We start from the raw sequence: 12826 nt of genomic DNA on the forward strand, positions 1-12826 counted from the left end.
ATTAACCTCCCACGGTGACCTGAAATCCGGCGCATTCTGCCATTTCACGTAGTGCTGCCACTTCCTGCTCCGACGGTATGGCAATATTTTTCATCGTCCACGGCAGTTCAAGCAGACGGTACTTTGGTTCGCCATACTGATGAAACGGTAGCAGGTGAACCTGGGTTATACCTAATGATAATAATAGGGTCAGCACACGCTGCACGTTGTCTGCATCCAGCGTATATCCGGGGATCAGCGGCAGCCGAGGGATCACAGAAACCCCCTCTTCCACCAGCAGGCGAAGGTTATCCAGTACCCGCGGCAGATTCATTTTTAAGACGTCATGCGCCAGTACGGGGTCCATGATTTTGAGATCAAACAAGACTTCGTCACACTCTTTTGCCAACGGCAGCAATCGGCTGCCCGGCGCGTCCCCCGCGGTTTCAATTGCACAGGAGACGCCCCAGCGGCGTAGACGCTGCAAAAACCGTGTCGCAAAAGGCGCCTGCATCAACACTTCGCCGCCGGATAAAGTGACGCCGCCACCCGAGGTACGAAAGAAGACGTCATCTTTCATCACCTCACGCTCCAGCGCCTCCAGCGTGATATCGCGACCGATTCGTTCAAAAGCGCCGGAAGGGCACTCATCGGCATCACGTAAGCAAGGCTCGCAGCGCAGGCATTTACTTTCTCTTCGCACCGTTTCGATTCGGGGAGAGAGGGATTCCGGGTTCGCACACCACGGGCAGGTATGTGGGCAGCCTTTAAAAAAGACCACCGTGCGAATTCCCTGCCCGTCATTCAACGAGTAGCGCTGAATGTTGAAAATACGCGCGACATCCTCACTGTACGGCTCAACAACCTCACAGCTGATGCGCGGTGCGGCGAATGATGTCATCCTGGATCTCCTTCGACAGCTCGACAAAGAAGGCGCTGTAACCCGCCACTCGCACCACCAGTCCTGCGAAGTCCTGCGGTCGTTGCTGTGCTTCCCGCAAGGTTTCTGCATTCACAACGTTAAACTGGATATGTTGCAGTTTGAGCTGGGTAAACGCCCGCAGGAAGTCGGACAGTTTGCGCAGCCCTGCCTCACCTTCCAGTGTTGCCGGTGTAAATTTCACGTTCAACAGCGTGCCGTTCGACAGCAGAGTATTATCCAGCTTACTGACCGATTTCAGCACCGCCGTTGGCCCCTGCATATCCTGGCCAAGCATCGGTGACAGCCCGCCATCCGCCAGTTGTTCTCCGGTAAAGCGGCCGTCCGGCGTTGCGCCAACCACAGAACCCAGCGGTACGTGAGCCGAAACGGTGTACGATCCCGGCGTAAATTGCCCCCCACGCGGGTTCTGGTATTTTTCGACCTCTTTACAGTAATGACGCAGCAGTTCAGCGCTGATGTTATCCACATCATCAATATCGTTGCCGTATTTTTCGAAGCGGTTAACCAGTCTGGCGCGAACCTTTTCGCCTTCCGGCGTCGCGAAATTGCCTTTCAATACCGACAACAGCGCATCAAAACTTAAGCGTTGTTGTTCAAAGACCAGTCCATTGAGCGCATGCAGGGAGTCGCTCAGGTTGGCAATACCAATCCCCTGTACGCCGGAGAAGTTATAACGTGCGCCCCCATCGGTAATATCACGTCCCTTTTCAAGACAGTCGCTGATAAACGAAGAGAGCAGCGGCACTGGCGCCCAGTCGCGATGACCGATATCGCAAATATTGCTGCCTTCAACCATCAATGTGATGTAGTGGCTGATTTTGGCGCGTATGTGCGCCAGCAGACCTTCATACGTCAGCGTATTATTGCCTTCGTTCTCATACAGACTGATTTCCATGACTTTCAGCAAGTTGAACATCGCAATGTCGTGCAGACCATACGTTCTGCCGGGGATCGACAGTTCCACACACCCCACCACGGCATAATCACGTGCATCTTCCAGAGAGACGCCGCGATTCAGGAAAGCGGGAACCACCACCTCGTCATTAAAGATTTGCGGAATGCCGGTGCCAAGGCGAATCGTCTCCGCTGTTTTCATCAAAAAGGGGGTATCGATCAACGCGTTAGTCCGTACACCGAGGTTAGGTTGCGGTAGTTGCACGCTCTGATACGCATCAAGACAGAGGAAAGAGAGCATGTTGACGGCGCTGCGCCCGTTCTCCGTTAGCCCGCCGAGCAGCGCGGTGTATCCTGTCGGGAATCCGGCGAAATAGCGTGCACTGCTGGTAGAACGCAACAGCACAATGTCATTGCACTTTACCCACAGCGATTCGAGAAGCTCTTTTAAGAACGCCGGAGACTCGCCCTGGGTGAGCGACGCCTGGTAAAATGGCAGCATATACTGGTCAAAACGCCCCAGAGAAAGTGAGCTGGCGTTCGACTCATACTGCAAAATGATGTTCATGTACCAGAACAGCTGGCAAGCCTGCCAGAAGGTTTGCGGCTTATGCCAGGCGTTGTGGCGAGAGTTGTCGGCGATCATCCGCAGTTCCTCGCGACGATGCGCATCCGGGCACTGCTTCGCCATCTCCTCCGCCAGTACCGCATAACGCAGAATATGCTGTTGAGACGCCTCAAGCAGCAGCAACGCCGCCTGGTAAAAAGGGTTTTCCGGCTGTTGCTGACAGTGTTGTTGCATCTGCGCCACCAGCGCCCCCAGACCGTTCTCCAGCAGGCGAGGATAATCAATAATGATGTGTCCTTGCCCTTTATCCGTTTGGTTGATGCTAAAAATCTGTGTGCTGACGGCGGCCTTCACGTCATCCGTCATCTGGGCGTTGATGAAGTCCTTCATTGACCTTTTTTCCCAATACGGGAATAACACGTCACGGTAGAGTCGCTTATCCTCTTCGCTGATATCGAACCGATCCTGTGGGCGCGTCGGGAACTGATCTAGCTCTTTCAGCAGCCAGTAAGGATCCATTTCCGGCGACATAATGCCCGCGCGCGGCTTCACGGTGCGGTTTCCGGCAATCAGTTCTTCATCACGAATCGAAATTTCAACATGTTCAAGGATATACGCAGTGGCTTTGGCACGGCGCAGGATGACATGCTGCCCCTCTGTTTGCTGATGGCTAAGGGTATAGAGCTGCGCGCGCTCGAGCGAAATTTCGCGATTCTGCTGAAACAAAGCCGCTTTCAGGCGCTGGATACGATTCGTCATGAGGAACTCCTGTGGAAAAGCAAACCCGCCCTTACGGGCGGGAAAGGGACTACGCGGTCTGCGACAAATGCGCATCAATCTTGTTCATGATGGCATCCGCACGTTTAACCGCATCGCTGATGTTGACGCGCACAATGGTTTTACCCGCAAAGCGCTCTTCAAACTTGATGCCAATGTCTTTGGTCAGGATCACCATGTCGGCGTCCGCCACATCGGCGGCAGTCAGTTCGTTTTCCAGTCCAATCGAGCCTTGCGTCTCAACCTTCACATCCCAGCCCTTCGCTTTTGCGGCGCTCTCCAGGGCTTCCGCTGCCATGTAGGTGTGAGCCACACCAGAAGGACATGCCGTTACTGCGATAATTTTTGTCATGGCTTATTCCTCACTTAATTTATTTCGAAATCTAAATCCAGGTCGTCTTCTTTCTCGTCAACCTGAGACACATTCTTACGTGCCAGACTTTTCAGCACATTCACGCAGACCGCCGTCACCACGGCCCCAACTGCCACTGCCGCGACGTAACCGAGTTTGCCTTCAACGACGGGCAGCACAATCAGCCCACCCCAACCGGCATAACACTGAGCGCCAAACAGCGCCGCTGTAACAGCCCCACACGCCGAGCCCAGCATAATGGACGGGATCACACGCAGCGGGTCTGCCGCGGCAAAAGGAATGGCCCCTTCCGTCACCCCAACGCAGCCCATCACCAGCGCGGCTTTACCCGCTTCACGCTCTTCAGAAGAGAAGTTTTTACGACCAATCAGCGTCGCCAGACCTAACCCCAGCGGCGGAACACAGATACCGACCGCGGCAATCGCCACCACGGTGTACACCCCTTGCGCAACGCAAATCAGCATAAAGGCATAAGCGACTTTGTTAATTGGCCCGCCCATATCAAAGGCCAGCATTAATCCCATGATGACCGCGAGTAAAATGATGCTTCCCTGTTGCATGCCTTGCAGCCATTGCGTCAGGCCGCCAGTCAACGCGCCGACCGGTTCACCCAGCCCCCACATCATGATGCCAGCGGTAATAAACGTACCGACGATAGGAATAACAAAGATGGGCATCACCGAGCGCAGCACTTTGTGCACCGGGAGTTTCTTCAGATAGTGGACGACGATACCGCCAATAATCCCGGCAATCAGCGCGCCAAAGAATCCGGCACCGAAACTGTTGCCGACCCAGGCGCCGATGGCGCATGGCGCCAGCGCGGCACGTTCAGCGATGGAGTAACCGATATAAGCAGCCAGAAAAGGCACCATCAGGGTCAAACCCGCCACACCGATATCGAACAGTTTTTTCAGATTCGGATCGGTTGCAACATCGGGTACGGCCCCTTTGCCATACAGCATGACGGAAACGGCCAGTAAAATACCGCCCGCCACCACGAAGGGGATCATGTGCGAGACGCCAGTCATCAAATGCTGACGGGTATTTTTGAGGATCTGCACCAACTCTTTCATAAGTCGCTCCCGGGCTACAAAAGCCCATATCCATAGTGTTGTTGTGGCAAACAATAGGCAATCCAGAGGGGAGCAGACAGTGGATAAAAAGGCCATTTACTGGATTTTTGTAATGTCAGTACAAAAATGAGATCCGCTTCATAACTTGCAGAATCTGAAAAAATAGCCACTCTGAGTCATCCTGTGAAGCACATCGCACTTTGCTGCTTATATTACATTTGTCCAGCTTTTGGCAGATTTGTCACATGGCGAGACGCCGCGCTGCCCTTTTATCCTGTCAACAGAAAACCGTTATGGGAGAGAGGCTATGGCCCTGATTGTGGAATTTACCTGTGAACTGCCCAATGGCGTACATGCACGCCCGGCCAGCCATGTTGAAACGCTGTGCAATACCTTTACCTCGCAGATCGAATGGCACAATTTACGCACCGATCGTAAAGGCAATGCCAAAAGTGCGCTGGCGCTGATCGGCACCGACACACTGGCAGGCGATCGCTGCCAGATTCTGATCGCCGGCGCGGATGAACACACCGCGCATCAAACGCTGAGTCAGTGGCTGCGTGATGAATTTCCGCACTGCGACGCGCCGCTGGTGGAGGTGAAAAACAACGAACTGGAGCCGCTTCCGGCCTCGCTCACCCGACTCAACCCACGGCTTTTTCGCGCACGCGCCGTCTGCAACGGCAGCGCGGGAGGCATTCTGACGCGCCTCTCCTCATTGGATCTCAACGCGCTCGATAATCTTCCCGCTGCTCACAATGTGGAAACCGAACAGTCCGCACTGGATAACGGTTTGACGTTGCTGATGAAGAATATTGAATTCCGCTTGCTCGACAGCGACGGCGCCACAAGCGCCATCCTGGAAGCCCACCGCTCACTGGCAGGGGATGCGTCCTTACGTCAGCATTTACTGGCGGGCGTTTCACGTGGATTAAGCTGTGCGGAAGCGATTGTTGAAAGCGCCCGCCATTTTTGTGACGAATTTGCCCGTTCCAGCAGCAGCTATCTGCAGGAGCGTGCGCTGGATGTACGCGACGTCTGCTTCCAGTTGCTGCAACAAATTTATGGTGAACAGCGTTTTCCTGCGCCCGGTAAGCTCACGCAGCCAACCCTCTGCATGGCCGATGAACTCACGCCAAGCCAGTTCCTTGAGCTGGACAAAACATTCCTCAAGGGTCTGCTGTTAAAAAGCGGCGGCACCACATCGCATACTGTCATTCTGGCCCGTTCATTCAATATCCCCACGTTAGTTGGCGTGGACATTGAGACCTTAACGCCCTGGCTCCAGCAAACCGTTTATATTGATGGCAATGCCGGCGCTGTGGTGGTCGCGCCAGATGAAGCCGTGGCTCGTTATTACCAACAAGAAGCCCGCGTGCAGGAAGCCCTGTACGAACAGCAACGCATCTGGCTTACCCAGCAAGCCCGCACTGCTGACGGTATCCGTATGGAAGTGGCGGCCAACATCGCCCATTCGGTAGAAGCACACGCCGCATTTAGCAACGGCGCGGAAGCGGTCGGCCTGTTTCGTACCGAAATGCTGTATATGGACAGAACCAGCGCCCCCGGCGAGAACGAGCTGTACAACATTTTTTGCCAGGCGCTGGAGTCCGCAAACGGCCGCAGCATCATTGTGCGCACGATGGATATCGGTGGTGATAAGCCCGTTGATTATCTGAATATTCCGGCCGAAGCCAACCCTTTCCTCGGCTATCGCGCGGTACGAATTTATGAAGAATATGTGGCGCTATTCACCACACAATTACGGGCGATCCTGCGCGCGTCAGCGCACGGTAATCTGAAAATTATGATCCCGATGATCTCCTCAATGGAAGAGATCCTGTGGGTCAAAGAGAAGCTGGCGGAAGCCAAACAACAGTTACGCAATGAGCACACGCCTTTTGACGAGAAGATCCAGTTTGGCATTATGCTGGAAGTGCCATCGGTGATGTTCATTATCGACCAGTGCTGCGAAGAGATTGATTTCTTTAGCATTGGCAGTAATGACCTGACGCAATACCTGCTGGCCGTCGACCGGGACAACACGAAAGTCACTCGCCACTACAACAGCCTCAACCCGGCGTTCCTGCGTGCGCTGGATTACGCAGTGCAAGCCGTACATCGCCAGGGCAAATGGATTGGTTTGTGTGGAGAGCTAGGGGCAAAAGGCTCGATCCTGCCGTTACTGGTTGGCCTGGGTCTGGACGAAATCAGCATGAGCGCGCCTTCCATTCCTGCCGCCAAAGCGCGTATGTCGCAACTCGACAGCCGCGCCTGCCGCCAGTTACTGAATCAGGCAATGGCCTGTCGAACCTCACTGGAGGTCGAACACCTGCTGGCGCAGTTCCGAATGACGCAGCAGGATGCCCCGCTGGTCAGCGCGCAATGCATCACCCTCGACAGCGACTGGCGCAGCAAAGAAGAGGTGATCAAAGGGATGACTGACAATCTGCTGCTGGCGGGCCGTTGTCGCTATCCACGTAAACTCGAAGCCGATCTGTGGGCGCGTGAAGCCGTATTTTCTACCGGACTGGGCTTCAACTTCGCCATTCCGCATAGCAAATCGGAACATATCGAGCAGTCGACGATAAGCGTTGCACGCCTGAAAGAGCCGGTTCGCTGGGGCGATGAAGACGCGCAATTCATCATCATGCTAACACTCAACAAACACGCCGCTGGCGACCAGCATATGCGCATCTTCTCGCGCCTGGCGCGCCGCATCATGCACGAGGAATTCCGCCTCGCGCTGGTTAACGCAGCCTCTGCCGAGGCGATAGCCAGCCTGCTGCAACACGAACTGGAACTGTAAAAGGAAACATTATGGAACTGTATCTGGATACCGCCAACGTGGCGGAAGTTAAACGTCTGGCGCGTCTCTTTCCTATCGCTGGGGTGACAACGAACCCCAGCATCGTGGCAGCAAGCAAAGAGTCTATCTGGGATGTGCTGCCCCGGTTGCAAAAAGCCATTGGCGAAGAAGGGACGTTGTTTGCCCAGACGATGAGCCGTGACGCGCAAGGCATGGTGGAAGAGGCCAAACGCCTGAGCGAGGCGGTTCCGGGGATCGTGGTGAAAATCCCGGTCACTTCCGAAGGGTTAGCCGCCATAAAACAGCTGAAAAAAGAAGGCATCACGACGCTGGGCACTGCGGTGTACAGCGCAGCGCAAGGGCTACTTGCCGCGCTGGCTGGCGCGAAATATATCGCACCTTATGTGAACCGCATTGATGCTCAGGGTGGTGATGGGATTCGTACGGTACAGGAACTGCAAACCTTGCTGGAACTTCACGCGCCGGAAAGCATGGTGCTCGCCGCCAGCTTCAAAACCCCGCGCCAGGCGCTGGATTGCCTGTTGGCAGGATGTGAAGCAATCACCCTGCCTTTAGATGTAGCGCAACAAATGCTGAACACCCCTGCGGTAGAGTCGGCGATAGAGAAGTTTGAGCAGGACTGGAAAAACGCATTTGGAAGCATTCATTTTTAGGCTAAATAATTCATGCGGCAGAAAGGCGGCGACGCAGCGAATCCCCAGGAGCTTACATCAGTAAGTGACTGGGGTGAGTGACAAATCTGTCAGGAACAGATTTGAACGTCGCGGAGCGACGGCCCATAAGGGCGAGTCTCATGGATGAGACGAGTAACTCAAAAGCCAACGCATCTGCAGCCTGAATTATGACGGATAAAAGAGGAAATAGAGTATGGATCGCATTATTCAATCTCCAGGTAAATACATCCAGGGCGCTGATGTCATCACCCGCCTTGGCGACTACCTCAAACCCATGGCAGAACGCTGGCTGGTTGTCGGCGACAAATTTGTCTTAGGCTTTGCCCAGACCGCCCTGGAAAAAAGCTTTAAAGATGCCGAACTGGTACTGGAAATTGCACCGTTTGGCGGTGAATGTTCGCAAAATGAAATTGATCGCCTGCGTGGCGTGGCTGAAAAAGCGCAGTGCGGCGCGGTGCTGGGTATCGGCGGCGGTAAAACGCTGGATACCGCAAAAGCCTTGGCCCACTTTATGGGAATTCCGGTGGCCATTGCACCGACCATTGCTTCGACCGACGCGCCGTGCAGCGCGCTCTCCGTTATCTACACAGACGAGGGTGAGTTCGACCGCTACCTGATGCTGCCACACAACCCGCAGATGGTCATTGTTGATACCAAAATCGTTGCCGGCGCGCCTGCGCGTCTGTTAGCGGCAGGGATCGGCGATGCGCTGGCGACCTGGTTTGAAGCCCGTGCCTGTTCACGTAGCGGCGCGACAACTATGGCGGGCGGTAAATGTACGCAGGCGGCGCTGGCGCTGGCCGAACTGTGCTACAACACGCTGATCGAGGAAGGTGAAAAAGCCATGCTGGCCGCTGAGCAGCATGTCGTGACACCAGCACTGGAACGCGTCATCGAAGCCAACACCTATCTGAGCGGCGTGGGCTTTGAAAGCGGCGGTCTGGCGGCAGCGCATGCCATTCACAACGGTCTGACGGCCATTCCGGACGCGCATCACTTCTATCACGGTGAAAAAGTCGCTTTCGGGACGCTGACGCAACTGGTACTGGAAAATGCGCCGGTCGAAGAGATCGAAACCGTTGCCGCGTTGTGCCATTCCGTCGGTTTGCCGATTACCCTGGCGCAGCTGGATATTAAACAAGATATTCCGGCAAAAATGCGTACGGTGGCGCAAGCATCTTGCGCAGAAGGCGAAACAATTCACAATATGCCTGGCGGCGCGACGCCGGATGAGGTCTATGCCGCCTTGTTGGTTGCCGACCAGTATGGTCAGCGTTTCCTGCAAGAATGGGAATAAAACCCGACTGAGACTCCCGGCGTTTTCCTAACACCGTTAGCGTAAGACTGAGATATCCGGGGCGACCACCGGGTTGGCGTCCCTCCGGGAACCCAATCCCGGTGTTTCCCCTCATTCATTGGCTTAAGTGAACGGTGTCAGGCAATGTCCGGGCGTTTTTTTATGCTATTTTCGCTGCTGATTATCGGCGAGAGATTGCCTTCACGATTCTGGCGTCACCTTTTGCACCTGCGCCTCACGCTTTTTATAGCTGACGATCGCCAGCGCCAGGACGATCAGCACAATGCCGCCGCCTTCAACGACGCCGGGATTTTCACCAAGCAGCCACCAGGAAAACAAAACGCCGCACACCGGAACCGCAAGGGTACTTAAGCTGGCAATACTGGCGGGCAGATTCCTCAGAACAAACAACCACAAACTCCAGGCCAGCGCCGTCGCCAGTATAGCGCTATAGCCCAGCGCCCAGAATACGATGGGCTGCCAGTCAACTTCAGGCTGCGGAACCCACCAGGCGACCAGACTCATGATCAGCGCCGCATACAACATCTGCCATGCGGTCAACGCGAGTAAATCGATGCGAGGATGGCGGGCATACATCCGCTTGGCGACAATGGCGCTCGCGCCCCAGCTTATCCCGGAGAGGATCGCCAGCATCGCGCTCTTCAGCGAGGAATAATCCAGTTGCCACGGCTGCATCACCAGCAGTAAACCGATAGCCGCAATCATAATCGCCGCGTATTGCAAACGCCGTAATCGTTCGCCCAGAAACAGCGCCGCCAGAATCACCACCCAAAACGGCATGGTATACGTCAGAATCGCGACCTTCCCCGCACCGCCGCTCATCAGCGCCCACTGCGCCAACCCTATCATGCCGCAGGTCTGTAATAGCGCAATCGCCAGCGTGTATTTGAACGGCGTCGGACGCAGCCCACGGCCACGCAAGAGCAGTACGGTAAATAAGATTAAGGCTCCGAAGATACAGCGCAGTGAAGTGAAGTCGAACGCGCCAATATAGCTCGTGACTTGCTTCATAAAGATCCAGCTATAGCTCCAGATAAGGGTGAGGACGATAAGACCACTGATTGCCAGTGAGTGACTCTTTCCTGAGGTTGACATGATAAATCCAGTAAATTAGTGTTCCCGGCAACGACTATACGCGGAGAAATACACTTCAGCGACGACAACCACGCCGCCGCTGAAGTGTTATCCGGTTACATCAACATCAGGATTACAACAGATCGAAACGGTCCAGGTTCATCACTTTCACCCATGCCGCGACAAAGTCTTTCACAAACTTCTCGTGGGCATCGCTACACGCATAAACCTCCGCCAACGCACGCAGCACGGCATTTGAACCAAACACCAGGTCAGCGCGAGTCGCCGTGTATTTCACTTCGCCGTTTTGACGATCGCGGCCTTCAAACAGCTCCGCAGACTCATCGGTGGCTTTCCATTCATTGCGCATATCCAGCAAATTAACAAAGAAATCATTGCTGAGTACGCCAGGACGCTCGGTGAAAACGCCATGCTGGCTACCATCAAAATTGGCGCCCAGAACACGCATCCCACCCACTAACACCGTCAATTCTGGCGCAGTGAGCGTCAACTGCTGCGCTTTATCAATCAGCAGAGATTCCGTTGTCGCCGCGCCTGGCTCACCGCGATAGTTGCGGAAACCGTCTGCAACAGGCTTAAGCAGTTCGAACATGTCAACGTCGGTTTGATCCTGACGCGCATCGACACGGCCCGGTGTAAACGGCACGCTAATGCTCACGCCCGCTGCGCTTGCCGCCTGCTCTACACCCACCACACCCGCCAGAACGATAATATCGGCCAGTGAGGCTTTAGCAGAAGATTTCTGAATGCCTTCCAGTACAGGCAGTACGCGGGCTGCCGTCACGTTAACATCCCAGTATCTCTGCGGATCCAATGCCAGTCGTGCACCGTTGGCGCCACCGCGTTTATCACCACCACGGAAGGTCGATGCAGATGCCCATGCCACCGACACCAGCTCGCTAACAGAAAGCCCGGAACCCGCAATCGCTGACTTCAGGTGAATAATATCTTCCTGAGTCGGATTGAATACCGGCTGTGGCAGCGGATCTTGCCAAATCAGATCTTCTTTTGGCACTTCCGGTCCAATGTAACGCGCTTTTGGCCCCATATCACGGTGCGTCAGCTTGTACCAGGCACGCGCGAAGGCTTCGTTAAACGCCTGCGGATCGTTCAGGAAACGACGGGAAATTTTCTCGAATTCCGGATCGAAACGCAGCGTCAGGTCGGTCACCAGCATGGTGGGTTTGCGTTTCTTCGACGGATCAAACGGATCCGGAATGATTTCAGGCGCGTCGACCGCTTCAAACTGGATCGCGCCCGCCGGGCTGCGCGTCTGCACCCATTCGTATTTGAACAGGTTCTCGAAAAAGTAGTTGCTCCACTGGGTCGGGGTCTGTGACCAGACGACTTCCAGGCCGGACGTGATCGCATCTTTACCGACACCCGTACCAAAGTCGCTCTTCCAGCCAATACCCTGATTTTCAATCGGTGCCGCTTCTGGATCTGGACCTACGTGCGTAGCCGGGCCAGCGCCGTGAGTTTTACCCAGCGTATGTCCGCCCGCAATGAGCGCCACCGTTTCTTCGTCGTCCATCCCCATGTTGCCGAAGGTGGCGCGAATAGCATCTGCCGCCGAGAGAGGTTCCCCGCTGGCGTTAGGCCCTTCCGGGTTGACGTAGATCAGCCCCATTTCGGTAGCGGCTAACGGACGTTTTGCCAACGCTTCTGGATCGCGATGGGTCAGCCATGCCTTCTCATCACCCCAGTTGACGTCGAGATCCGGTTCCCACACATCTTCACGACCGGCGCCGAAACCAAAGGTACGGAAACCTGAGTTTTCCAGCGCAACGTTACCCGCCAAAATAAACAGGTCGGCCCATGAGATTTTCTGACCATATTTCTGTTTGATAGGCCACAGCAGACGGCGTGCTTTGTCCAGGCTGACGTTATCCGGCCAGGAGTTTAAAGGCGCAAAACGCTGCTGTCCGCGCCCGGCGCCACCGCGACCATCCACAGAACGGTATGTCCCGGCCCCGTGCCATGCCATGCGGATAAAGAGACCGGCATAGGTGCCCCAATCCGCAGGCCACCACGGTTGCGAGTCGGACAGGAGTGCTTTGAGATCCCCTTTCAGAGCGGAATAGTCGAGTTTGCTAAATTCTTTACGGTAGTCGAAGTCTTCACCCAGCGGGTTCGAACGGTTGGAGTGTTGATTAAGGAGGTCAACGCGAAGTTGCTTTGGCCACCAATCGCGGTTATTCGTACCAGCGCCTGCGCTCTGGTCCGGGCTTGTGTGATGGAAAGGACACTTCCCGGCGGATACGTTGTTCTGGCTATCGTCGGACATACTCATCTATATGCT

At 55.1% G+C, this 12826-nt stretch carries 9 protein-coding genes; 3 read left to right on the forward strand and 6 right to left on the reverse strand.

Annotation, left to right across the window (positions count from 1 at the left end; genetic code table 11):
* Nucleotide 1: 1 nt before the first annotated feature.
* Genes CJP72_RS07635 through CJP72_RS07650 form a run of 4 tightly spaced genes read right to left on the reverse strand, consistent with a single transcriptional unit; the run spans nucleotide 2 to nucleotide 4607 of the window.
* Entirely contained in the window at nucleotides 2–880 is an 879-nt protein-coding gene (locus CJP72_RS07635) for a [formate-C-acetyltransferase]-activating enzyme (protein ID WP_162380282.1), read from the reverse strand.
* The gene (locus CJP72_RS07640) at nucleotides 846–3143 is read right to left on the reverse strand and encodes a formate C-acetyltransferase (RefSeq protein WP_162380283.1); all 2298 of its coding nucleotides are present in this window, start codon (nucleotides 3141–3143) and stop codon (nucleotides 846–848) included. Before CJP72_RS07640 ends, CJP72_RS07635 begins: the two co-directional genes overlap by 35 nt.
* 49 nt (nucleotides 3144–3192) lie before the next feature.
* Entirely contained in the window at nucleotides 3193–3513 is a 321-nt protein-coding gene (locus tag CJP72_RS07645; protein WP_103779929.1) for a PTS fructose-like transporter subunit IIB, read from the reverse strand.
* Nucleotides 3514–3527: 14 nt separating this feature from the next.
* Nucleotides 3528–4607, reverse strand: a complete 1080-nt coding sequence (locus CJP72_RS07650; RefSeq protein WP_162380284.1) for a PTS fructose transporter subunit EIIC — start codon at nucleotides 4605–4607, stop codon at nucleotides 3528–3530.
* Between the two features lie 307 nt (nucleotides 4608–4914).
* Here CJP72_RS07650 and ptsP point away from each other — a divergent pair, with 307 nt between their 5' ends.
* The 3 genes from ptsP (at nucleotide 4915) to gldA (ending at nucleotide 9408) form a co-directional block, all read left to right on the forward strand.
* Nucleotides 4915–7416 carry a phosphoenolpyruvate--protein phosphotransferase gene (ptsP, locus tag CJP72_RS07655; protein WP_162380285.1) on the forward strand — a complete coding sequence of 834 codons (2502 nt, stop codon included), beginning with the start codon at nucleotides 4915–4917 and terminating at the stop codon, nucleotides 7414–7416.
* Between the two features lie 11 nt (nucleotides 7417–7427).
* A complete protein-coding gene (fsa, locus tag CJP72_RS07660) occupies nucleotides 7428–8090 on the forward strand; it encodes a fructose-6-phosphate aldolase (protein WP_162380286.1) in 663 nt (220 codons plus the stop codon).
* A 214-nt stretch (nucleotides 8091–8304) separates the two neighbouring features.
* Nucleotides 8305–9408, forward strand: a complete 1104-nt coding sequence (gldA, locus tag CJP72_RS07665) for a bifunctional L-1,2-propanediol dehydrogenase/glycerol dehydrogenase (protein ID WP_162380287.1) — start codon at nucleotides 8305–8307, stop codon at nucleotides 9406–9408.
* A gap of 201 nt (nucleotides 9409–9609) precedes the next feature.
* Here the strand turns inward: gldA and CJP72_RS07670 are convergent, their stop codons facing one another.
* The gene (locus CJP72_RS07670; RefSeq protein ID WP_162380288.1) at nucleotides 9610–10524 is read right to left on the reverse strand and encodes a DMT family transporter; all 915 of its coding nucleotides are present in this window, start codon (nucleotides 10522–10524) and stop codon (nucleotides 9610–9612) included.
* Between the two features lie 112 nt (nucleotides 10525–10636).
* Nucleotides 10637–12817 carry a catalase/peroxidase HPI gene (gene katG / locus CJP72_RS07675; RefSeq protein ID WP_162380289.1) on the reverse strand — a complete coding sequence of 727 codons (2181 nt, stop codon included), beginning with the start codon at nucleotides 12815–12817 and terminating at the stop codon, nucleotides 10637–10639.
* Between the last annotated feature and the right edge of the window lie 9 nt (nucleotides 12818–12826).

It is taken from the genome of Citrobacter sp. NCU1, from assembly GCF_010231475.1.
GTDB lineage: Bacteria > Pseudomonadota > Gammaproteobacteria > Enterobacterales > Enterobacteriaceae > Citrobacter_D.

Bases quoted from the DNA above. Each gene is read 5' to 3' on its own strand.
- gldA (WP_162380287.1), top strand. From the start codon at position 8,305: ATGGATCGCATTATTCAATCTCCAGGTAAATACATCCAGGGCGCTGAT.
- CJP72_RS07645 (WP_103779929.1), bottom strand. From the start codon at position 3,513: ATGACAAAAATTATCGCAGTAACGGCATGTCCTTCTGGTGTGGCTCAC.
- ptsP (WP_162380285.1), top strand. From the start codon at position 4,915: ATGGCCCTGATTGTGGAATTTACCTGTGAACTGCCCAATGGCGTACAT.
- CJP72_RS07670 (WP_162380288.1), bottom strand. From the start codon at position 10,524: ATGTCAACCTCAGGAAAGAGTCACTCACTGGCAATCAGTGGTCTTATC.
- CJP72_RS07650 (WP_162380284.1), bottom strand. From the start codon at position 4,607: ATGAAAGAGTTGGTGCAGATCCTCAAAAATACCCGTCAGCATTTGATG.
- katG (WP_162380289.1), bottom strand. From the start codon at position 12,817: ATGAGTATGTCCGACGATAGCCAGAACAACGTATCCGCCGGGAAGTGT.
- fsa (WP_162380286.1), top strand. From the start codon at position 7,428: ATGGAACTGTATCTGGATACCGCCAACGTGGCGGAAGTTAAACGTCTG.
- CJP72_RS07635 (WP_162380282.1), bottom strand. From the start codon at position 880: ATGACATCATTCGCCGCACCGCGCATCAGCTGTGAGGTTGTTGAGCCG.
- CJP72_RS07640 (WP_162380283.1), bottom strand. From the start codon at position 3,143: ATGACGAATCGTATCCAGCGCCTGAAAGCGGCTTTGTTTCAGCAGAAT.